At 72.6% G+C, this 20,513-nt stretch carries 20 protein-coding genes and 1 pseudogene; 4 read left to right on the top strand and 17 right to left on the bottom strand.

Translation table 11 applies throughout. From position 1 onward, the window contains the following. Positions 1–112: 112 nt before the first annotated feature. Complete coding sequence (locus ACZ6RT_RS17640; RefSeq protein ID WP_470154690.1) at positions 113–424, bottom strand: DMT family transporter; 312 nt, start codon at positions 422–424, stop codon at positions 113–115. Further along, positions 421–1,065, bottom strand: a complete 645-nt coding sequence (locus ACZ6RT_RS17635) for an FMN-dependent NADH-azoreductase (protein ID WP_470154689.1) — start codon at positions 1,063–1,065, stop codon at positions 421–423. The genes ACZ6RT_RS17640 and ACZ6RT_RS17635 overlap by 4 nt, the downstream gene beginning before the upstream one ends. Before the next feature lie 87 nt (positions 1,066–1,152). On the opposite strand from ACZ6RT_RS17635, the gene ACZ6RT_RS17630 reads away from it, so the two are divergent. Further along, positions 1,153–1,713, top strand: a complete 561-nt coding sequence (locus ACZ6RT_RS17630) for a TetR/AcrR family transcriptional regulator (protein WP_470154688.1) — start codon at positions 1,153–1,155, stop codon at positions 1,711–1,713. Positions 1,714–1,840: 127 nt separating this feature from the next. Here the strand turns inward: ACZ6RT_RS17630 and ACZ6RT_RS17625 are convergent, their stop codons facing one another. Beyond that, positions 1,841–2,407, bottom strand: a complete 567-nt coding sequence (locus tag ACZ6RT_RS17625; protein WP_470154686.1) for an NADAR family protein — start codon at positions 2,405–2,407, stop codon at positions 1,841–1,843. 153 nt (positions 2,408–2,560) lie between these two features. Here ACZ6RT_RS17625 and ACZ6RT_RS17620 point away from each other — a divergent pair, with 153 nt between their 5' ends. After that, complete coding sequence (locus ACZ6RT_RS17620) at positions 2,561–3,448, top strand: NAD(P)-dependent oxidoreductase (protein ID WP_470154685.1); 888 nt, start codon at positions 2,561–2,563, stop codon at positions 3,446–3,448. A gap of 21 nt (positions 3,449–3,469) precedes the next feature. On the opposite strand, the gene ACZ6RT_RS17615 is transcribed toward ACZ6RT_RS17620, so the two are convergent. From ACZ6RT_RS17615 to ACZ6RT_RS17565, 11 genes are all read right to left on the bottom strand, one after another. Continuing rightward, complete coding sequence (locus ACZ6RT_RS17615; RefSeq protein ID WP_470154683.1) at positions 3,470–4,288, bottom strand: AraC family transcriptional regulator; 819 nt, start codon at positions 4,286–4,288, stop codon at positions 3,470–3,472. Between the two features lie 59 nt (positions 4,289–4,347). Continuing rightward, positions 4,348–5,268, bottom strand: a complete 921-nt coding sequence (locus ACZ6RT_RS17610; RefSeq protein WP_399194848.1) for a TauD/TfdA dioxygenase family protein — start codon at positions 5,266–5,268, stop codon at positions 4,348–4,350. A 28-nt stretch (positions 5,269–5,296) separates the two neighbouring features. Then, on the bottom strand, positions 5,297–6,310 hold the full coding sequence (locus ACZ6RT_RS17605) for an ABC transporter ATP-binding protein (protein ID WP_470154681.1): 1,014 nt from the start codon (positions 6,308–6,310) through the stop codon (positions 5,297–5,299). Then, positions 6,294–7,352 (bottom strand): taurine ABC transporter substrate-binding protein, encoded by a 1,059-nt coding sequence (locus ACZ6RT_RS17600; protein ID WP_470154679.1) that lies wholly within the window; start codon positions 7,350–7,352, stop codon positions 6,294–6,296. Before ACZ6RT_RS17600 ends, ACZ6RT_RS17605 begins: the two co-directional genes overlap by 17 nt. Positions 7,353–7,549: 197 nt before the next feature. Continuing rightward, the gene (locus ACZ6RT_RS17595) at positions 7,550–8,308 is read right to left on the bottom strand and encodes an ABC transporter permease (protein ID WP_470154678.1); all 759 of its coding nucleotides are present in this window, start codon (positions 8,306–8,308) and stop codon (positions 7,550–7,552) included. 251 nt (positions 8,309–8,559) lie between these two features. Further along, positions 8,560–8,637: a putative leader peptide gene (locus tag ACZ6RT_RS17590; RefSeq protein ID WP_470154831.1), complete on the bottom strand. Its 78-nt coding sequence runs from the start codon at positions 8,635–8,637 to the stop codon at positions 8,560–8,562. An 88-nt stretch (positions 8,638–8,725) separates the two neighbouring features. Beyond that, positions 8,726–9,394 (bottom strand): response regulator, encoded by a 669-nt coding sequence (locus ACZ6RT_RS17585; RefSeq protein ID WP_399194856.1) that lies wholly within the window; start codon positions 9,392–9,394, stop codon positions 8,726–8,728. Positions 9,395–9,599: 205 nt separating this feature from the next. Next, a complete protein-coding gene (locus tag ACZ6RT_RS17580; protein WP_470154677.1) occupies positions 9,600–10,778 on the bottom strand; it encodes a sensor histidine kinase in 1,179 nt (392 codons plus the stop codon). Between the two features lie 95 nt (positions 10,779–10,873). After that, positions 10,874–12,262 carry an alpha/beta hydrolase family protein gene (locus ACZ6RT_RS17575; RefSeq protein WP_470154675.1) on the bottom strand — a complete coding sequence of 463 codons (1,389 nt, stop codon included), beginning with the start codon at positions 12,260–12,262 and terminating at the stop codon, positions 10,874–10,876. A gap of 187 nt (positions 12,263–12,449) precedes the next feature. Beyond that, entirely contained in the window at positions 12,450–13,340 is an 891-nt protein-coding gene (locus tag ACZ6RT_RS17570; RefSeq protein ID WP_470154673.1) for a hypothetical protein, read from the bottom strand. A 270-nt stretch (positions 13,341–13,610) separates the two neighbouring features. Beyond that, a complete protein-coding gene (locus tag ACZ6RT_RS17565; RefSeq protein WP_470154671.1) occupies positions 13,611–13,805 on the bottom strand; it encodes an SIP domain-containing protein in 195 nt (64 codons plus the stop codon). A gap of 27 nt (positions 13,806–13,832) precedes the next feature. Here ACZ6RT_RS17565 and ACZ6RT_RS17560 point away from each other — a divergent pair, with 27 nt between their 5' ends. Continuing rightward, on the top strand, positions 13,833–14,087 hold the full coding sequence (locus tag ACZ6RT_RS17560; RefSeq protein WP_470154670.1) for a hypothetical protein: 255 nt from the start codon (positions 13,833–13,835) through the stop codon (positions 14,085–14,087). On the opposite strand, the pseudogene ACZ6RT_RS17555 reads toward ACZ6RT_RS17560, so the two are convergent. Beyond that, positions 14,063–14,227, bottom strand: a pseudogene (locus tag ACZ6RT_RS17555) (siderophore-interacting protein); the annotation flags it as partial. The gene ACZ6RT_RS17560 and the pseudogene ACZ6RT_RS17555 sit on opposite strands and share 25 nt — an antisense overlap. Positions 14,228–14,407: 180 nt before the next feature. On the opposite strand from ACZ6RT_RS17555, the gene ACZ6RT_RS17550 reads away from it, so the two are divergent. Further along, positions 14,408–15,655 (top strand): YihY/virulence factor BrkB family protein, encoded by a 1,248-nt coding sequence (locus ACZ6RT_RS17550; RefSeq protein WP_470154668.1) that lies wholly within the window; start codon positions 14,408–14,410, stop codon positions 15,653–15,655. 70 nt (positions 15,656–15,725) lie between these two features. On the opposite strand, the gene ACZ6RT_RS17545 is transcribed toward ACZ6RT_RS17550, so the two are convergent. Then, the gene (locus tag ACZ6RT_RS17545; protein ID WP_470154666.1) at positions 15,726–17,615 is read right to left on the bottom strand and encodes an RICIN domain-containing protein; all 1,890 of its coding nucleotides are present in this window, start codon (positions 17,613–17,615) and stop codon (positions 15,726–15,728) included. 423 nt (positions 17,616–18,038) lie between these two features. Beyond that, positions 18,039–20,288, bottom strand: a complete 2,250-nt coding sequence (locus ACZ6RT_RS17540; RefSeq protein WP_470154665.1) for a family 2 encapsulin nanocompartment cargo protein terpene cyclase — start codon at positions 20,286–20,288, stop codon at positions 18,039–18,041. Between the last annotated feature and the right edge of the window lie 225 nt (positions 20,289–20,513).

Below are 20,513 nucleotides of genomic sequence, written 5' to 3'. Positions count from 1 at the left end.
CCGTGGCGGGTTCGGGTGTCGAGCCCGGCCGGGGGTGAGGCGGCCTCGGTGTCGGCGGCGGGCGGCTCGCGCGCCGACGCGTGATCCGCCCCGGCCGTCGGGACCGGACGGGTCAGGCGAGCCTGGCGAGCACGATGCCGCCGACGATCAGCGCGATGGCGGCGATCCGGCCGGCGCTGAGCGGGTCGTCGTGCAGCACGACGCCGAAGGTGACCGCGCCGACCGCGCCGATGCCGGTGAAGACGGCGTAGGCGGTGCCGACCGGGATGTCGTTCATCGCCCTGGAAAGCAGCCAGACCGCACCGGCCGCCAGGGCGAAGCAGACCAGGGTGGGCAGCGGCCTGGTGAAGTTCTCCGTCGGTTTGATGCTCTGCGACCAGGCGATCTCGACCAGCCCGGCGAGCACCAGGATCGGCCAGCTCATCTCTTCGCCTCCTCCAGGACCCGCAGCTCGGCCGCGGCCCGCGACTCGGCCTGCCCGTCCCGCAGGTGGGAAAGTCCCGGGTCGATCAGGGCGTTGGTCAGCTCCGCGTGGACGAACACCACGTCCTCGACGCCGAAGTGTCCCCTGAAGAAGTCCCGCAGGTAGCGCTCCTCGTGGTCGACCGGCTCGCGCGGGGTTCCGGGGCCGTAGGCGCCGCCGCGGGCCCCGGTCACCACGAACCGCCGCCCGGCCAGCGACATCCTGGGGAACGTCACCTGGTCGAGCCATGCCTTGAGCGCCGAGGGGACCGAGTAGTTGTACATCGGCGTGCCGATGAGCACCACGTCGGCGGCCACCAGCTCGTCCAGCAGCGGGGCGAGGACCGCCCACGCCTCCCGCTGCGCGGGGGTGCTCACGGCCTCCCGGTAGCGGCCGATGTCGGTGATCCCGTGCGCCAGCACGTGGTCGCACAACTCGGTCCACGCCTCACTGATATGCGGTACGGGATCGGCCGCCAGGTCCCGGTAGGTGTAGCGCCCGTCCGGATGCGCCGCGCGCCAGGTCTCGGCGAACCTGCGCGAGAGGTCCCGGGAGACCGAGTTCCTGCGGGCGCTGGCGTCCAGGTGGAGCAGATGGCTCATGGGGGTCCCTCCAAATAAGCGGACATGATGTCCACTTAGAGGATCGTACGCGATAAGTGGACAAGGCGTCCAGATATGCTCTGGGGCATGGAGAGAGCCGACGCCGCTCGCAACCGCGCCCGGATCCTCGAGGCGGCGGAACGCCTGTTCGCGGCCGAGGGTGCGCCGAACGTCACCATGGAGGACATCGCGCGCGCCGCCGGGGTGGGACGCGGCACCCTGTACCGGCGCTATCCGGACCGGGCGTCGATCGCCCTCGCCCTGCTCGACGAGCACGAGCGGGTCCTGCAGGAGAAACTGCTGCGCGGCTCCCCTCCCCTGGGTCCTGGCGCGCCGCCCGCGGCCCGGCTGTCGGCCTTCTACACCGCCATGGTGCGGCTGCTGGAGGACCACGCCCACCTGGTCCTCGGCGCCGAGACCGGCCGTTCCCGGTTCGCGACCGGGGCGTACGGCTTCTGGCGGGCGCACGTACGGTCCCTGCTCGTCGCCGCGGGGGTGCCGGACCCGGACGCGCTCACGGACTCCCTGCTCGCCCCGCTCGCCCCCGAGGTGTACGGCTTCCAGCGCACCGACCGCGGGCTGACCCCCGAGCAGATCGCGGCCGCCCTGACCCGGCTGGCGAACGGCGTCCTCGGCGGGCCCGGGTGACCCGGACGGCGACCGGCCTCCCCGGCGGACCGAGGGGCTCGGCGGCCCGCGTCCGGCGTGCCCGGGTGACCCCGGTGACCCGGTGACCCGGTGACCCTGCGGTCTCACCCGGTACGGGGACCGGTCCTCACCCCTGCCGCAGTGCCCTCCGTACCTCCATCAGCGCGAACCCCAGCAGGTTCGGCCCGAGCCACTGCTCGGGCCGCCCGGCGCGCTCGTCGTCGGCGGCCAGGCCGATCCCCCAGACCCTGTCCACCGGGCTCGCCTCGACCAGCACCCGCTCCCCCGTCCCCAGCAGGAACTCCCGCAGCTCCGGGTGCTGGGCGAACTTGGCGAGGTTGCCCCGGACCACCAGGCCGAAGCGGGCATCCTCCCAGGCCCGCTCGTCGAAGCCGCGCACCCGCCGCCCCAGGTCCTTGGCCCGCTTCGGGTGCTCCGCCGCCACGATCTCCGCCGCGGTCTCCTCGTCGCCGAACAGCCGGGCCTTGCCCGCCATCATGAAGTGCTCGGCGGTGCGGTAGACCACCCCGTCCACGGTGAAGTCCGCCGGCCACCACTGCGACAGGCACCCGGTCCCGACCCCGCCGGAGCGCGGCGGCCGGTGCCCCCAGAACATCAGGTACCTGACGCGCTCACCCCGCTCCACGGCCGCGATCAGACTCGCCACGTCACGCACGCCCGCCACCTCCGTCATGCGCGCCACCCTGGCAGACCACCACCGCCGGCGGCCAGCGGATTTCCCCGCGTTCCCGGTCGTCCCCCGCCTCCGGCCGTGTCCGCCCGCACAATCGTTCAAGACCGCCGAGGACGTCACGGGTTAGAACGGTGCCCCACTCGGGAGGGCAACATGGACGTCGGCTTCGTCGGTCTCGGGCTCATGGGGCGGCCCATGGCGCTCAACCTGGTACGCGCGGGGACACCGCTCGTCGTGTGGAACCGCACCGCGGAACGGACCGGGCCGCTGCGCGAGGCCGGGGCGACGGTGGCGGCGAGCGCGGCCGAGGTGTTCGAACGGGCGCGCGTGACCTTCCTGATGCTGGCCGACGAGGCCGCGATCGACTCCGTCCTCGGGCGCGGAACCCCCGGGTTCGCCGCGACCGTGGCCGGGCGCACGATCGTCCACATGGGCACCACCACGCCCGTCTTCTCCGCGGGCCTGGAGGCCGACGTCCTGGCCGCGGGTGGCCGCTACGTCGAGGCGCCCGTCTCGGGGTCGCGCGCGCCCGCGAAGGCCGGACGGCTCGTGGCGATGCTGGCGGGCGCGCCCGCGGCCGTCGAGGAGGTCCGCCCGCTGCTGGGGCCGATGTGCCACCAGGCCGTGGACTGCGGCCCGGTGCCCAACGGGCTGCTGATGAAGCTCGCGGTCAACGTGTTCCTGATCACGACGGTGACCGGCCTGGCCGAGTCCTTCCACTTCGCCGACCGGCACGGCCTCGACCTCGAACGGCTCCGGGAGGTGCTGGACTCCGGCCAGATGGCCAGCGACATCTCCCGGATCAAGCTCGGCAAGCTGATCGGGCAGGACTTCGCCCCCCAGGCGGCGATCGCCGACGTGCTGAAGAACAACCGGCTCATCGCCGAGGCGGCGCGGAAGGCCGATGTGGCCTCGCCGCTGCTGGACGTCTGCCACGCCCTGTTCGGGGAGACGCTCGCGCTGGGGCACGCCGACGACGACATGGCGGCCGTCGTCCACGCCATCGAGGCCAGGACGCGGGCCGTGCGGGACCGGTCGTAGCCATCGCCGCGACCACGACCGTCAACGCCGGGCCGTGAGCGCGGTGGTCCAGCGGGCGGGTGTCAGCCCGTAGGCGCGCTTGAACATCCTGGTCAGGTGGCTCTGATCGGCGAAGCCCGCGGCCTGCGCGGCGGCGCCCGGCGGCGTCCCGCCCGCCATCAGCAGCCGCGCCCGGTCGAGCTGCCGCATGGTACGGAACCGGGTCGGGCTGGTGCCGTACGCGGCGCGGAACTGGCGCGCGATCGTCCACCGGTCCAGGCCCGAGACGGCCTCGAACTCGGCGAGCGAGTGCCTGACCGCCGGGTCGGCGACGATCAGCTCCCGTACCCGGGAGAGCGCCTCCAGCGCGAGCGGCTCCCGCCTGGCGGCCCTCGTCCCGGAGTGCCGCTCCAGCGCGTCCGCGACGAGCAGCGCGATCTCCAGGCGTTCGGCCTCCTCCAGCGGACGGTCGATGTCGGCCAGGCAGGCGGCCAGTGATGCGGGCATCCCGCCGGGCCTGACCACGGGGTCGGCGACGAACGGCAGCGGCCTGCCGCCCAGCGCCTCCTGCACCAGGGACGGGTCGAGGTAGACGATCCGGTAGCCGAACCCCTCGTCGGTGCCGGCCGCGCCGTCGTGGACCTCGTCCGGGTGCAGCACGTGCCACTCGCCGGGCAGGCAGTGCCGCAGCTCACCGCGGTAGCGGAAGGTCTGCACGCCCCTGAGCGTCATGCCGATCGCGTACGTGTCGTGGCGGTGCGGCGCGAACGCCGTGCCGACCAGCGACGCCTCCAGCCGCTCCATCCCGGCCGCGCCCGAGCCGAACCGCAGCCGGTAACCGGGCCCGCTCACCCGCTCCATCTCCCGGACGCTACTACGCGCGGGGCCGGTCGGCACCACCCCGCGCGCGGCAGGCCGGGTCAGGCGCTCCCGGCGACCTGGAACGGGTGAGCGGGGCCGAAGGGACGGTCGCCGCGCAGGGTGATGCGGTGCATCACGCGGCGGGCGGTGCCGTAGTCGCGGTTGGCGTAGTGGGAGGTGGAGCGGTTGTCCCACATGGCGACGTCGCCGACGCTCCAGCGGTGGCGGACGATGTGCTCGGGCTTGGTCAGGTGGGCGTAGAGCAGGTCCAGGATCGCCCGGCTCTCGGCCTCCGACACCCCCACGATGTGCGAGGTGAACCCGGGGTTGACGAAGATCCCCTTGCGGCCGGTCTCGGGGTGGACCCGCACGACGGGGTGCTCCACCGGCTCCAGCCGGGTGACGGCCTCGTCCTCCCAGACGTTGCCCCGGCCGCCGCGCCGCTGCGCCAGGTAGTAGCCGAACTCGCGGGTGCCGTCGTGCACCGCGGTGAGCCGGTCCACCAGGTCCCGTACCGGGGCGGAGAGGGAGTCGTAGGCGAGCTGGGAGTCCGCCCAGCTCGTGTCGCCCCCGGTGGGAGGCAGGACGACGGCCCGCAGGATCGACCCGAGCGGCGGGCGGGGCATGAACGTGACGTCGGTGTGCCAGACGTCGGCGAAGCCGTTGTCCGCGCTGTCCAGGGCGTAGATCTCGGGGTGCGCCTCGTCCACGCCCTCGATGACGGGGTGGGAGACGGTCAGCTCGCCGATGCGGCGGCCGAGCGCCACCTGGGTGTCCTCGTCGAGGTCCTGGCCGGAGAAGAACAGCACCTTGCGGTCGACCAGGGCGGCGCGGACCGCGAGCAGTTCCTCGTCGGTGGCCGTCGCCAGGCCAAGTCCCTCGACGCGGGCCCCGAAGTGCGGTCCGAGGGGGGTCAGGGTCAGCGTGACGGGGGTGGCGGGGGTGGTGGCGGCCGGTGCGTCGACGGTCCGGACGGTCATCGGGTTCTCTCCTCGCGGGTGGGCGTTCTCACGCGGCGGCGGCGCGTACGGCCTGGCCGACCGTGGCGCGGAACGCGGCGTACTCGGGAAGGGCGCGCAGCTCGTCGGGGCCGGGCCCGGTGCGCGGCAGGGTGATGTCGAGGTCCAGCGCGATCCGGCCCGGACGCCGGGTGAGCACCACGACGCGGCTGCCCAGGAACACCGCCTCCTCGACGCTGTGGGTGACGAACACGCAGGTGCGGCCGGTCTCGGCGCTCACCCGGCGCAGGTCCTCCTGGAGCCGTTCGCGGGTGAGCGCGTCCAGGGCGGCGAACGGCTCGTCGAGCAGCAGCAGCGGGTCGTCGCCCGCCAGCGCCCTGGCGATGGCGACGCGCTGCTGCTGGCCCCCGGATATCTGCCAGATCCGGCGTTCCGCCACGTCGTGCAGGCCCACCCGCTCCAGCAGTTCCGGCACCCTGCGGGCGCGCTCGGCGCGGGGTACGCCCGCGTACCGCAGGGCGAGCTCGACGTTGCTGCCCACGCTCTTCCAGGGGAAGAGCCGGGGCTGCTGGAACACGACCCCGGCGCCCCGGCCGGGGACCGGTTCGGTGCCGCCGCTGCGGACGACACCGAAGGTGGGCCGCTCGAAGCCGGCGATGAGCCGCAGCAGCGTGCTCTTGCCGCATCCGGAGGCGCCGACGATCACGAGGAACGATCCCCTGGGGACGGTCAGCGAGACCGGGCCCAGGGCGGTCACGGCGCCACCGGCCGTACCGTAGACGTGTTCGACGTCGCTCACCTGGACGGCGGCGTCGGCGGCGGCGGTCGCGACACCGGTCCCGGTGGTGGTCCCGACGGTTCCGGTGGTTCCGGTGGTCCCGGTGGTTCCGGCGGCGGTGAGGACCTCGGTGGCCGCGGGGTGCGCGCCGCCCGCGAGCCTTCCGCCGCCCGCGAGCCTCCCCGAGACCGCGAGCCTCCCCGAGACCGGGAGACTCCCGGAGGCCGGGAGACCCCCCGAGGACGCCGGGCTCCCCGAGGCCGGGAGGTCAGAGGCCGAGAACACCGGGGAGTCCCTTGTTGTAGATGGCGCGTTCGACCGTCGCCAGGTCGGGCACGGAGTCGATCTTCTGCTGGTCCTTGAGGAACTGGGCCGCGCTGACCAGGTTCTTCGCCAGGCCGCCGACCTTGTCCGGCGTGCCGAGCCACTCGGGCGAGGCCAGGTCGGCCGGCTTCAGGAAGACCCCCTGGCTGAGCTGGGACTTGGCGTCCTCCTTGCTCAGGTTCAGCTCCGCGCCCACCGCCTGCGCCGCGGCGTCGGGATCCTTGGCGATCAGGTCGAGCGCCTGGGCCTCGGCCTTGCGCCAGGCGTCGACCGCCCCGGGGTGCGCGCCGACGAACGCGGTGGACACCACGCCGAGGTCCAGGGTGGGCTTGCCCGCGGTCGCCAGCTCCCGGCTGGCGACGAGCACCTTGCCGTTCTTCTTGAGCTCCTCCAGGGTGGGCAGCCAGGTGTAGGCCGCGTCGATGTCGCCCCGCGTCCACGACGCCAGGATGTCCTGAGGCTCCAGGTCCACGATCTTCACCTCGGACTCGGCCACTCCGGCCCGGTCCAGGGCGGCGAGCAGGCTGTAGTGGGCGGTGGAGGCGAAGGAGGTGGCCACCTTCTTGCCCTTCAGGCCGGGCACGTCCGAGATCCCGGCGTCGTTCCTGACGACCAGCGCCTCGTTGTCACCGGCCACGTCCAGCACGAACGCCACCTGGTAGGGGATGTTCAGCGGCGCGGACAGCCCGCGCGCGACCGGGCTCGACCCGATGGCCGCGATGTCGACGCTCCCGGCGACGAAGGCGGTGTTGATGCTGGCGCCGGAGTCGAACTTCGTCCAGGTGATGGCGTAGTCGGGGAGCGCCTTCTCCAGCCATCCCTTGTTCTTCACGATGAGGTCGCCGCTGGGGAACGCCTGGTAGGCGATGCGGATGGTCTTGGCCGCCTTGTCGCCGCCACCGCCTCCGGCGGAGGCCGTGCCGTTACCGCATCCGGTCAGGGCGAGGGCCGTGGCGACGGCCAGGAGGAGCGAGAGCAGGTGTGTCGGACGCGGCCGTGACATGATCGGCTTCTTTCTGGGCTGGGTGGTACGTGGATCGGTGCCGGGTGGTGCGGGGATCGGCATCGAGTGATGCGGGGATCGGCATGGGGTGGCGCCTGGACGGGCACCGGGTGGTGCGGGGATCGGCACGGGATGGTGCGTGGCGGGCACCGGGTGGTGCGGGGATCGGCGGGAGCGGGGACGGCGGGCGGGACGGCTCAGACGCGACCCCTCCACGGGATGAGCCGGTTCTCGGCGACGCGCAGCAGGCCGTCGAGGAGCAACCCGGAGATGCCGATGGCGAACAGCCCGAGGACCACGACGTCGGTCTGCAGGTAGCGCTGGGCGTCGCGGACCATGCCGCCGATGCCCGGCACGCCGTTCACGGTCTCGGCGGCGACCACCGAGGAGTAGGCGACGCCCACGGCCAGCCGTACACCGGTGAAGATCTCCGGCAGGGCGCTGGGCAGCACCACGTCCTTGATCGTGCTCCACCGGGACGCGCCCAGCGCGCGGGCCGCCTCCACCAGGCCGGCGGGGGCGCCGTGCACCGCGGCCGCCGTGGCCACCGCGACCGGGGGAAGCGCCGCGATGGCGAGCAGCCACAGCTTGGGGGTCTCGTCGATGCCGAACCAGATGATCAGCAGGCTGAAGTACGCGAGCGGGGGAAGGGCACGGACGAAGGTCACCACCGGTTCGGCCACGAAGCGGATCCACGGCACGACACCCAGCACGACGCCCAGCACCAGGCCGCCCGCCACCCCGAGCGCCGAGCCGATGAGGATGCGACGCAGGCTGATGCCCAGGTGCTCGACGAGAAGGTGGCCGCTGTAGCCGCGGATCCCGTCATGGGTGCTGGACAGCAGCGCCAGCTGGTCCCACACCGCGCCCGGAGCGGGCACGAACGACGGGTTGTCCGCCGCGACCGCGGCGAGCTGCCAGAGCCCGAGCAGGACGAGCAGCGACAGCGCGCGCACGCCGAACCGCCGGGCCGTCCGGGCGTACCGGGCCGGTTCCCGGCCGGGGCGCGTCCCTTCCGGGGCACGCGGGCCCGGAGGGCGGACGGAACCGGCGTCGGGGCCCGGGGAGACGGGGTCCGGGGAGAGGGAGGTGGGTGCGGAAGGGGTCACGGCTGTCACTCCGGGAGGTCATCGGTCCGCGCCACCGGGAGCCGGGCGCGGCATGACACGAAAAAGGAAGGCGGGTGGCCGCGGACGGAAGGCGGCGGTCAGGAGCGACAGGTCGAGCCGGCCACCCGGCACAGGTCGAGGTGGAGGCGCCGGACCAGGCGCACGGTCGCGAACATGCCTATTCCCTACCAATAAATAGTGGATTAGGCAATCGTGGCTTCGTTCTCGGGTCCGATCGGGCCGGTACCGAGAGGGATCGGGACGTCAGTCCCCGGGACGGTCCGGGGTGACGAGGCCGCTCTCGTAGGCGTAGACCACGGCCTGGGCACGGCCGCGCAGGTCCAGCTTGGCGAGGATCCGGTTGAGGTGCGTCTTCACCGTCGCCTCGGCCAGCCGGAGCCGTTCGGCGATCTCGGTGTTCGACAGGCCGCGCGCCACGTGCAGGAGCACCTCCCGCTCCCGCGCGGTGAGCCCGTGCGCGTCCCTCCTCGGGATGTCGTCCGGCAGGTGGACGGCGAAGCGCTCCAGCAGGCGCCGGGTCGTGCTCGGCGCGACCACGGCGTCCCCCGCGTGCACCGACCTGACGGCGCCGAACAGGTCGGCCGGGGGCACGTCCTTGAGCAGGAAGCCCGACGCCCCCGCCTTGATAGCGGCGAAGGCGTACTCGTCCAGGTCGAACGTGGTGAGGATGAGCACCTTCGGCGTCCCGTCGGTGGCGCCGTCGCGGATGAGGCCGGTCGCCTCGACGCCGCCCATCCGCGGCATCCGCGCGTCCATGAGCACCACGTCGGCCTCGATCGCGCGCAGCACCTCGATCGCCGCCGCGCCGTCCGCGGCCTCGCCGACCAGCTCGATGTCCGGCTGGGAGCGCAGGACCAGCCGGAACCCCGCCCGTACGAGTTCCTGGTCGTCGACCAGCACGACTCGGATCATGGTGTCCCACCCCGCTCCGGCGATGTCCGCGCTCCCGGCGCCCGTCCTTCCGGCCCGCGTCCCCTCGGTCCCCTCGGTCCCCTCCCCGGCAGATCCCGTCGCGACGGGTCCCGTTCCAGCGACACCCGTCCGAACGGCGCCCGTTCCGTGGCGTCCGGTTCCGGTGTGTCCCGGTGGACGGCACCCCGCCCTGCGCCGTGGGGACTCATTCGTCCCGGCCCACGGGGATGCGGGCGAGCACCTGGAAGCCGCCGCCGGAACGGGGAGCCGCCCTGACCGTCCCGCCGTACACCGCCGCCCTCTCGCGCATGCCGACCAGCCCGTGGCCACCGGTGCTCCCGCGCCCGGCCGGCCCCCGGCCGTCGTCGGCGATCTCCAGCTCGACCTCGTCGCGGCCGAACCCGAGCTCGACGACGGCCCGGGTACCCGGCCCGGCGTGCCTGAGGGTGTTCGTCAGCGCCTCCTGGACGATCCGGTAGATCACCAGCTGCTCCCCCTCGGGCAGGTCCCGGGGGGTCCCGCGGACGGCGAGCTCGGTCGGCAGGCCGGAGGCCCGCGCCTGGTCGACGAGCTCGCCGAGCCGCGCCAGGCCCGGCTGGGGGGCGTGCGGTTCCGCGGTCCCCGTGTCGTCGCGCAGCACGCCCACCAGCCGGCGCATCTCTGCGAGCCCCCTGCGGCCCGTCGTCGAGATGGTCCGCAGGGCCTGGCGGGCCAGTTCGGGGTCGCTGTCGAGGGCGTACCCGGCGCCGTCCGCGTGGATGACGATCACGCTCATGTTGTGCGCGACCACGTCGTGGAGCTCGCGGGCGATGCGCACCCGCTCGGCCGCGGCCGCGATGAGGGACCGCTGGTCCCGCTCCCTCTCCGCCTGCTCCGCCCGTCCCACCAGGCTCTCCACGTACCGGCGGCGGGTGCCGGCGTTGATCCCGGCGATCCAGACCGCCACGACGAACACCGAGAACGCGGCGTACTCCTTGACCAGTACGGACACCGTGTCGTCCGGCCGGAACACCACGAGCAGGATGCCGAGCTCGGCGACCGCCCCGGCCGCGATCGCCCAGCGCGTCCGGCACCGGGAGGCCACCCCGTACATGGCGACCAGCACCGCGACGTTCCCGGCGATCATGCCCAGGCCCGTCGCCCACTGGACGAAGCTCACCGACGCGACGACCGCGAAGACCGCGAGCGGGTACCGGCGCCGCCAGAACAGCGGGATCAGCAGGGCCGCGACCAGGACGAGGCCGGCCCACGGGCCACCCGTGCGCATCCCCGGCCCGCCCGGGTGGATCACCTGGATCAGGCAGAACGGGACCAGCGGCGCGACGACGAGGGCGTCCCCGAGGACGCCGTGGCGCGCCACCCAGGCGCGCGGTCTGCTGAACACGGGCCCAACGATACGTATCATCCGTTTTGCCGGGTTCCCCCTCCGGACGGAGATCCGGCTACACCCCAGGTTGCACTCCCGGCACGGGCATCGGACTACGGGATCGGCTTCACCTCGGGGTAGGCCGTGGAAGGACGGTCGAAGAGGCGGGTGTGCCGTCCCCGCAGGTGCAGGTCGAAGAAGGCGGCCAGGTGGGCGCGCTGGGCCGCGACCGAGCGCGCGGGGTCGATCGTCCCGATGGTCTCGGCGACGGGCACGTCCTTCAGCTCCCCGGCGATCTGCGGGAACATCGCCTGGAGGTCGAAGAACGAGAAGTGCCGCGCCCCGGTGAACCGCACCTCGCGCTTCCAGCCGGTGGAGTTCTCCCAGAAGGACTTCCAGGTGGGCTCGGTCCGCCGGGTGGTGGTCTCCCCCGCCACCTGCAGGAACGGCCTGGACACGCCGCTTTTTGCGACCGGCCCCAGTAGGACGCCGTCGAGGTTGACCCCCGCGTCGACGCGCCGGTCGTCGTGCACGAGCTGGGCGGCCGTGGCCCCGCCCATGGAGTGGCCGAAGACGCCGACACGGGACAGGTCCGGGGCGCCGCGCAGCCCGGACGGCAGCCTCGTGCGCGCCGCGTCGGGGTTCCGCCCTCGGTCCAGGTGCGCCAGCCGGTCCAGGACGAACCGCATGTCCGCGACCCGGGTCGGCATCAGGATGTCGAACAGCCTCGCCTGCTCCTGCTCGGTCCGCACCGGCGGGAGCTTGGACCTCTCGACCCGGCCGCCGGGGAACTCCACCTGGTCCAGCTGGTGGGTGTGGTCGACCGTGACGACGAGGTAGCCGCGGCCGGCCAGCTCCTCGACCAGGACGGTGCTGAGCGTGCGCGGGGCCTCGTACCCCGGTGAGAACAGCACGACCGGCAGGCCGCCCGCGCCGCGGTCCACCGGGGCACCGGCGCGGGCGTGCGTCCTGGTCGCCGCCCAGTCCACCTCGCCGGGCCTTATGCCCAGGTCGGAGGCCGTGTCCCGGTCGAAGTCGGCCGCGGCCAGCGGCGGCATCTGCGGCGCCAGGGGGAGGTTCCCCGACCGGCGGGCCGGATACCAGAGGCTCACCATGAGCTCCCGGTAGGGCTGGGAGGGCACCAGGGAGTCCGGGCGCGACCGGTCCACCAGGTGCAGGGAGACCGTGCCGATCGGGTGCCGCCCGGTGGGCGCCGGCAGCGACACCCCGAGGGCCTTCGCGGACGTACCGGACGCGCCGGCCAGGACCGACGCGGGTGATCCCGGCGTACCGGTGGGGACCGCAGGTGATCCCGGCGTGCCGGTGAGGGCGGACGCAGATGATCCCCACGGGCTCCCCTCGGCGGCCGGGCCCTTCTCGTACGGCACGGGTCCGGCCGCCGCCGGGGGCGCGGCCTGCACCGTCAGCGCGGCGGCGACCCCCAGCCCGGCGATCGCCCATCCGGTACGGCGGGCTCGGGCGGTTCGTGCGGAAGCTGTCATCGGTGATCTCCTGGTGGCCGTTCCGGTGTCCTCCCAGGAGCCTTCCAGCGATGTCCGGCCCGTCCTTCGTCCTCGGGGACGAACCCGGAGTGACGCGGCGGGTGGGCCGGAAAGGATCATCATCCGCCGGGATGACACGGCGACGCGAGCGGCGGAGAGCCGGTCGCCGCCTTCGAGAGATCGCGCGTCAGGGCAGAGCCGGCACGGCGGGCGGGGAGTTCGTCCAGCCGACCTCGATCAGCGTCTGCTCGTAGGACCGCTCCGCGGACGCCTTGCCGTCGACCGTGCCCGTGTGGCTCTGCGACAGCAACACCATCCTGCCGGTGTCGACGATCACCCTCACCGTGGTCGAGGACGCCTTCCTCGCCGCCTTGACGGACATGTCGATCACGACGGCGGCACCGGGTCTGCCCAGGTCGTCCTCTGCGTCACCGTCGGCGCGGACGCCCGGCAGCGTCAGCAGGGCCCGGTAGGCCGCGGCGCGAACCTCCCTCGGGGCGGGAACGTCGTGCAGGAGCACAGGCGGGGTTTCCTTGAGCCAGCCGACCGGGTTCATCTCCCGGCCTACCTGGCCCGCCCTCGTGAGCCAGTCCTTCAGACGGCCCACGTCGGCGGGCAGTCGCTGAACCTCGTCGTACGTCAGCCGCTGCCCCGCGAACTCGAACCAGTCCTGTTCCCTCGGTACGGGGCTCAGGGAACCCCGGGCGGGCTCGGTGGACAGCTTCACCGTCTTGTCGTCGATCGATTCACTCCACCTGGAGGGGGAGCCGTCGCGTTGCCACGCCTTCCTGTCCGCCGCGGTCCTGGGCCGTGTCCCCAGGTCCCGGCCGCCGTACCAGGCCCTGCCGTCGGGAGTGCTCCACCGTTCGGAGACATACCGCTCGACCAGCGAATAGGGGTTCGAGTCCGTACCGAACCGCCAGAAGTGGGTGGACGTCGTCAGCGTCCTGGTGTGCCAGTAGGCACCCTCCGGGGGAGCGCCCGCGGTGGCGGACGGCGCGCCCAGGACGGTGGCGCCCACGGCCAGGGCGACACCGAGAATGATCGACCGCCGGGTCGGCGTGGTCGCGAACGTCATCGGACTGCTCCATCGATTCGAAGTCACACTCATCCACACACCTGAGCCCTCCGAAGGGTTGCCCGCGGAGTTCTCCGCACGAGCGGGCAACCGTCGCGAGGGCCGAAGTGTGTTAGGAGGCGTGAAAGTGGACGGACAGCCGTGAGTGACCTGGAACTGGAACATGACTTCGGCGCTTTCGTGGCCGCATGAGGCCGAACTGAAGAGGATCGGAGAAGGGCTCACCTCCACCCTGTGATCCGGTCTCCGAACCGTCCCGCCGGGATCACCTCAGTGGTGCAGGCCCCGCCTGTCCGGCGTCCAGAACGGCTTGACCCTGATCGACGTGCGGGGCCAGTCGTGCTTATGGACCAGGTGGTCGCGGACGAACCGGCACGTCCGGGCCTCCCCCGCGACGTACGCCGTCCCGGCGTCGCCGGGGAGGTCGAGCTCCGCCACCCCGGCGAGCAGCGCCTCGGAGGCCACGGCCCAGGCACCGTTCCGGTGGACGCGGTGCAGCCTGTGGGTCCGCCGGGCACCGGGACCTCGTCCTCCTCGGTGTCGCTCTCCAGCACCGCGAACACCGCCGCCTGCGGCCCGAGGGCGCGGATCATCGGGCCGAACGCCGCCGTCGCGGTCTCCTCCCCGACGAACAGGTGGTACGGCGCGGGCCGCGTCGCGAAGTCCCCCATCGGCCCCCAGAACCTCACCGGGTCGCCGACCGTCACGTTGCGCGCCCAGGTCAGGCCGATCCCCTCACCGTCGTAGAGGTGGGCACGGAGCTCGAACTCCCGCGACTCGGGCGAGTGCTCCCAGATCGTGTAGGTCCGGAGCGTCTCGACGGGACGGAGGATCCCGTACAGCGAGAGCGGGTCGTTGATCTCGATCCTGACGTGCTGCCCCAGCACGTAGGGGCGCTCGTTCAGCTCCCGGCAGTGGATCCTGCGCGATCTCTGCGGGATGTTCGCCCTGACCTACGAGCCCCCACCGGCCGCCCAGCCCCGTCCGGCGCCCTGAGGGACACTCCCGCGCATCCCGACGGTGGTCAGCGGCGGTGAAACGCGTTCCTGCGGGTAGGGTCTGGCCTCATGACGGCCACCGCGAGGGCAAGCCGGTGGACCGACCGGCTCACCAGGGGATGGAACGACCTACGGCAGCGGTACGACTGGCTCGACCATCTCGTCCGCGCCGCCATCCACTACGACCGCACCGACGCGGGCCGTCTCTCGGCGGGCATGACCTATCACGCGTTCTACGCCACCTTCGCGCTGGTCCTGCTGGGCTTCGTGATCATCGGCCATGTGATGGACACACCGGCCGCGATCTCCCAGGTGGAGAACTACCTGAGCGAGACGCTGCCGCGCCTGAACGTGCAGGCGCTGCGCGACGCGCGGGACACGGCCGGGGTGATCGCCTCCTTCGGCCTGCCGCTGACCGGCCTGTTCTGGATCGACTCCATGCGCTCCTCCATCCGGGCCGTCTGGGGGCTGGTGCAGTACCCGGGCAACTTCTTCCTGCGCTGGCTGATCGACCTGGCCGTGATGGTCATGCTCGGGCTGCTGCTGTCGGTCTCGCTGACCCTCTCCTTCGGCGCCCAGACCGCGCTGACCTGGCTGATCGGGGAGACGATCGGGACCGAGGCGACCCCGGCGCGCTGGACGCTCTCGGCCGCGGCCTTCGTGCTCGGCATCGGCGTGAACCTGCTGCTGTCGACGGCGCTGCTGACGCTCACCCCCCGGATGCGCCTCTCCCCGCGCCGGGTCATCGGCCCGGCCCTGATCATCACGATCGGGCTGGAGCTGATCAAGAACCTCGGGCAGGCCTACTTCAACGCGAGCTCGGCCAACCCGGCGTACCAGGTCGTCGCGGGCGCGGTGGGCATGCTGCTGTTCCTGAAGCTGGTCAACGTGCTCATCCTGTTCGCCGCCTCGCACGCCGCGACCAGCCACCACGGCACGGCCGTCGACCTGTCCACCGGCCAGCCGGTCGAGGAGCCCCGCACGGAGGTCGTCACCGCCCCGGTGATCCCCGAGGTCGCCGAGCCCGGCAGGGCGGCCCCGAACCCGGAGCAGCCTCCCGCACCGGCCTCCCCCTCCCCCTCCCCCGAGCCGGAGACCGGGCCCGGGAACGGGAACGGGAACGGGAACGGGACGGAGAACGGACCCGGGAGCGAACCCGGGCCCGGGACGGGGAACGGGAAGGGCCCGGATAACGGGACGGGCCCGGATAACGGGACGGGTCCGGCGCCGGAACGGCCGGCACCGCGGGTCAGGCCGCGCCGGTACGATCTCCGTTCACGCCGGTCCCCCCGCCCCGCCGACCCGCCGACCCGCTGACCCGCCGATTCGCCGATTCGCCGATTCGCCGATTCGCCGACCGGTGACGGCGGGGCCCCGGGCCGATCGCTCAGGTGGCCCTGATGGCGAACCGCTGGCAGATGTTGTCCAGCCAGGCCCACTGCGCGATCTCGGCACCGGCCGCCAGCCCGCAGGAGGCGAGGTCGAGGGCCTTGCCGCTGTGCCGGGCCGTGAACCGGACCGAGCCGTCGGTGAGCACCTCGATCCGCCACTGGGAGTTGTTGCCGGAGCAGGCCCCCTGCGTCACGTCGGCGCCGTCGGCGGTGGAGGCGGCGTTCACGATCAGGCAGCTCCCGGTGCTGTGGGCGGGACGGATCCGGTAGTGGCCGTTGTCGGTGTGGCCGAAGGTCCACTTCTGGCAGTCGGTGTCGAGCCAGGGCCACTGACGGACGTTCGCGCCGTTGCCGGTCGAGCAGTCGGCCACGTCGAGCACCTTGCCGCTCTGCAGGCTGGTGATCGCGACGTTCCCGACCGGCTGCAGCCGCCACTGCTGGCAGGTGGTGTTCGACCAGGTCCACAGCCGGACGTCGACGCCGTCGGCGGTGCCGCAGTCGGCCACGTCGAGCACCTTGCCGCTGCTGCGGCTCTGCAGCCGCAGCCAGCCGTCGGAGGTGGTGATCGGCTGCCACTGCTGGCAGGTGTTGTCCAGCCACGCCCACTGCCGGACGTCGGTGCCGTCGGCGGTGCCGCAGTCGGCCACGTCCAGGGCCTTGTTGCTCTGCTTGTTGACCAGGCGGTGGTGGCCGTCGGCGGTGGAGTCCAGCACCCACTGGGCGGCCGTACCGGAGCAGGAGTGCTGGGCGACGTTCGCCCCGTCGGCGGCCGATCCGCCGGTGGTGGCCAGGCACAGGCCGCTGTTGCGGTTGACGAGCGTGTACGCGGCGCCCTTCACCGCCGTGGTGATCGGGCCCAGCTCACCGGAGGGCACCGGCAGGTCGGTGCTCGTGGAGACGGGCGCGCCGAAGTTCGGGGTGCCGTCGGAGTTCCAGGTGAACTTCTGTGCCCGGGTGGACCGGGTGCTGCCGCAGCCCTCGCCGGTGGAGGCGTTGCCGTGGTAGACGATCCAGTCCTCGGTGCCGTCCGGAGAGGTGAAGAAGCCGTGGTGGCCGGGGCCGTACACGCCGTTGGCGCGCTGGAAGACCGGGTTGGGCGCCTTGGTCCAGGAGGAGGCGCTGAGCGGGTCGCTCCCGGTCAGGGTGAGCATGCCGAGCTTGTAGTCCGGCGTGTTGCAGGAGCTGGCCGAGTACACGATGAAGGTCTTCCCGTTGCGCTGCAGCACCTCGGGCGCCTCGTTGGTGCGCCCGCCCACGGTCTCCCAGGAGTGGGTGGGCCTGGAGATGAGGACCCTGGAACCGGTGACCGTCCAGGGGTCGCTCATCCGGGCGATCCACAGGCTCTGGTCGGCCCCCTGCCACTCCGACCACAGCAGGTAGAGCTGTCCGTTGAGCTGCAGGTAGGAGCCGTCGATGTTCCAGGTGTCCGGCATCGGCGAGCCCTTGAGGGTGTACGGCCCCATCGGGTCGTCACCGGCGCTCTCCAGCACGGTCAGGTGCTGGCGGTCGAGGTCGGCGCTCACCCCGGAGGTGTACATCATGTACCAGCGGGTGCCGTTGGGGCCGTTGAGCCGGTGGAACTCGAAGGCCCAGAAGTTGCAGCAGCTGTCGGCTGCGGTCTCCGACCAGACGTGCTGCGGGGCGGCGGTGCGCAGACCGGCCAGGGTGGGCGACTTGCGCATCACCAGCTGGGAGTTCCACGTGGTGGTGGCCAGGTAGTAGTTGCCCGCGTGGTACCGCAGCCACGGATCGGCGCCGTTGGGCAGCAGCGGGTTGCGGAAGGTGGTCTCGCCCACCGCCTGGGCGGGTGCCGTGACCGCGACCAGGCAGCCGAGGCTGAGGAGAAGCGCGCAGATCGCGCCGACGATGCCCTTTCTTCGGGACATGAGGGGTACTCCTGGAAGGTGGAGGGATGGAACTCCGGACGATCGGCCGGTGGCACGGGAGCGGGGTCACCGGTGCCCGGTCCGGACGACACCGCGCACCGCGCCGAGGGTGGGACTCGGCATGCGGTGCCTCCTTGATCGGTGTTAGCGTTAACAAAACGGGGCGAGAAGCGGCCGGGGTCACGGAGATCTTTCACGGGTTCCGGGCAAGTGTCGGGGCGGCCCCTGCCGTCGTCAAGGGAGCGCCGACCGTCCGGACCGACCGGCGAGGCTTTAGGAAAGCGCTTGCCTGGGACTTCGTCCCGCGGAACGCGCCGTATGGAGACGAGCCTCGATGTACGTTTCATCCCGAACGGCGCGGCGTGTGGCCCCGTGGACACGGGCGGGGTCCGGCCCGGAGACCCCGCCCGTGTCCGTCCGGCGTCAGCGGGGCCGGACCGGCACCGCCCCGGCGCGGGCCCGCGATCCCGGACGGGCGAGCGCGGTGCCCAGCCCGGTGGGACCGGTGACCGGCCGCACCCGCGCGGGCGGGTGGTGCAGCTCGGAGTCGTCGTAGCGGCGGGTCCGCAGGTGCCAGAGCAGGACCCCGGCCATCCAGTCCTGCAACTCCCGTACGTGAGCGTCGAGCGTCGCCCGGGAGGCGGAGTCCAGGTCGTGCTCGTCGTACAGGACGGGCAGCTCGGTCGCGACGATGTGCTGGAACTGCCGCATCCGGGAGGTCATCAGGTCGTTGACGATGTCGGCGGCCCGCCGCCGGTCGCAGCCGAGGAAGTCCTGCACGACCAGCACGCAGTTGTGCAGCTCGCCCTCGAACTCGACCTCCTTGCGGTACGAGCACAGGTCGTTGACCAGGCAGGCGTAGTCGGCGGCCGAGTCGTCCAGGGCGCGCATCGTCCGGGTGCGGTAGATCTCGGGCGGGACCGACCGGCCGTGCGCCAGCCGGGACAGGCTCATCGTGAGGTCGGAGCCGAACGTCCTGCGGCGCATCTCGATGTAGTCGACCGGGTCGGGGACCCGGTTCTGGGCCTGGTTGGCCAGCTCCCACAGCCAGCTGTCGGTCATGTCCCGTACGGCCCGGCGGAACGTGGCGCGCGCGTCCCGCGACATCGGGGCGGCGGTACGGACCCACAGGTCGGCCAGGCCGCGTTCGACCGGGTTGGCCGGCGGTGGGACGGCGGAGAGGTCGAGCGGCATGAACGCCGCCAGCCGCGCGTCGAACAGCTTCGCCCCCGCCAGGTCGCGGCGGGACCCGAAGACCACCGGGACGTAGTCGTCGGCGTAGGTGCCCCAGGTGAGCCAGAACGTCGACACGTCCAGCTCGGGGCCGGTCGCGTCCGGAGCGATCGCCCCGGCGCAGACGGCGAAGTCGTAGGAGACGAGCTTGTGCTCGGTCCACACGGCCAGCCCGGGAAAGCCGGGAAGCTGCTCGAACATCCCCATCTCGCGGGCCCACTCGACGGCGTTGCGGCGCGAGCGGTCCATGTGGGGGTTCATCCGGGCGGTGTACGGCATGTAGATCTCGGGCAGCGGCATCGGCCCGACCTTCCGCAGCGGGACGTGCGTGTGACTCCTGATCCCGCCCGGCCCGGTGAGGCCCGGTGCCAGCCTGATCCGCGACGCCGCGACGCCCAGGCCGGTCGGGCCGCCCAGCAGGGCCGGGGCGGCGACCGGGGAGTCGCGCGAGGCATCGTTCATGTAGCGGCTGGAGCGCAGGTGCCACTCGTGGCCGCCCGACTGCCAGTCCTGCAGCCCCTTGACGTAGGCCAGCACGTCCAGGCGGGACCTCAGGTCCAGGCCGTGCTCCTCGAACAGCGCGGGCAGCTCGGTCAGCGCGGTGTTCTCGAACTGGTGCAGCCGGGAGGTGATCAGGTCGTTGACGGCGTCGGCGGCCTGCTGGGTGTCGTAGCCCAGGAAGCGCTCGAAGACCAGCACGCCGTTGCTGAGCTCGCCCTCGTCGCCGACCTCGCGCTCGTAGGAGAAGAGGTCGTTGCGCAGGTGCACCGCGTCGGAGAACGTGTCACGCAGCACGCGCATCGGCCGGCTCGCGGCGACGGCGTCCGGGACCTCGGCCCCGGCGGCGTGCTCGACCAGGTTGGCCGACCAGGGAGCACCGCCCACCTTGCGCCGCATCTCGACGTACTCGATCGGGTTGGCGACCCGGCCCTCGTTGATGTTGGCCAGCTCCCACAGCGACTCGTCGAGCAGGTTCCTCGTGCTCTCGGCGAACCGGGCACGCCAGCCGTCGGACCTCGCCGGGACGGTGCGGGCCCACAGGTCGGCCAGGCCGCGCTCCACCGGGTTGCGCGGCTCGCCGGGCGTGCCCGTGGGGTGCACCGGCATGAAGGCGGCCAGCCTGTCGAGGTACTCCCGGGCCCCGGCCAGGTCGCCGCTGCGCTTGAAGGTCTCCAGGAAGTGGTCGTCGAAGAAGAACACCCAGACGTACCAGTCGGTGATCAGGTCGAGCTCGGCGGCCGGGGCGTCGGGGTGGGTGTAGGCGCAGAGCAGGCCGTAGTCCATGGCCTCCAGCCTGGCCTCGTCCCAGATCCCGAGCTCCTCGTCGAGGATGCCCATGTCGTGGGCCCAGCCGCGGGTGTGCTCGCGCGCGGTCTGCACGTGCGGGTTGAGCCTGGCCGGGTACGGCACGTAGAAGTCGGGGAGCTCGAAGGGGGGCACGCGCTGTCCTTCCGGTCTGCCCCGGCCCGCTCGCGGACGACCGGGCCGGACACCGGGACACGCGGCGGAGCGGGAGGTGGTCACGCTCGGCGGATCGACGAGACGGCCGCCCTCGGGGGCCCTCGACACGCAGAACGTTACGCAATGGCCACGGAGAGTGAAAGCCTTCTCCGCGAATCCCCGTGTCACTCTCGGGCAGGGCGTCCCCGCCGCGTTCCGGGGGTC

Source organism: Streptosporangium sp. NPDC050148 (genome assembly GCF_055586505.1).
This window is presented reverse-complemented; position numbering and strand designations above follow the sequence as displayed.

Excerpts from the sequence above, each read along its gene's own strand:
- ACZ6RT_RS17640 (WP_470154690.1), bottom strand. The coding sequence starts at position 424 with ATGAGCTGGCCGATCCTGGTGCTCGCCGGGCTGGTCGAGATCGCCTGG.
- ACZ6RT_RS17635 (WP_470154689.1), bottom strand. The coding sequence starts at position 1,065 with ATGAGCCATCTGCTCCACCTGGACGCCAGCGCCCGCAGGAACTCGGTC.
- ACZ6RT_RS17630 (WP_470154688.1), top strand. The coding sequence starts at position 1,153 with ATGGAGAGAGCCGACGCCGCTCGCAACCGCGCCCGGATCCTCGAGGCG.
- ACZ6RT_RS17625 (WP_470154686.1), bottom strand. The coding sequence starts at position 2,407 with ATGACGGAGGTGGCGGGCGTGCGTGACGTGGCGAGTCTGATCGCGGCC.
- ACZ6RT_RS17620 (WP_470154685.1), top strand. The coding sequence starts at position 2,561 with ATGGACGTCGGCTTCGTCGGTCTCGGGCTCATGGGGCGGCCCATGGCG.
- ACZ6RT_RS17615 (WP_470154683.1), bottom strand. The coding sequence starts at position 4,288 with ATGGAGCGGGTGAGCGGGCCCGGTTACCGGCTGCGGTTCGGCTCGGGC.
- ACZ6RT_RS17610 (WP_399194848.1), bottom strand. The coding sequence starts at position 5,268 with ATGACCGTCCGGACCGTCGACGCACCGGCCGCCACCACCCCCGCCACC.
- ACZ6RT_RS17600 (WP_470154679.1), bottom strand. The coding sequence starts at position 7,352 with ATGTCACGGCCGCGTCCGACACACCTGCTCTCGCTCCTCCTGGCCGTC.
- ACZ6RT_RS17590 (WP_470154831.1), bottom strand. The coding sequence starts at position 8,637 with ATGTTCGCGACCGTGCGCCTGGTCCGGCGCCTCCACCTCGACCTGTGC.
- ACZ6RT_RS17585 (WP_399194856.1), bottom strand. The coding sequence starts at position 9,394 with ATGATCCGAGTCGTGCTGGTCGACGACCAGGAACTCGTACGGGCGGGG.
- ACZ6RT_RS17575 (WP_470154675.1), bottom strand. The coding sequence starts at position 12,262 with ATGACAGCTTCCGCACGAACCGCCCGAGCCCGCCGTACCGGATGGGCG.
- ACZ6RT_RS17570 (WP_470154673.1), bottom strand. The coding sequence starts at position 13,340 with ATGACGTTCGCGACCACGCCGACCCGGCGGTCGATCATTCTCGGTGTC.
- ACZ6RT_RS17550 (WP_470154668.1), top strand. The coding sequence starts at position 14,408 with ATGACGGCCACCGCGAGGGCAAGCCGGTGGACCGACCGGCTCACCAGG.
- ACZ6RT_RS17545 (WP_470154666.1), bottom strand. The coding sequence starts at position 17,615 with ATGTCCCGAAGAAAGGGCATCGTCGGCGCGATCTGCGCGCTTCTCCTC.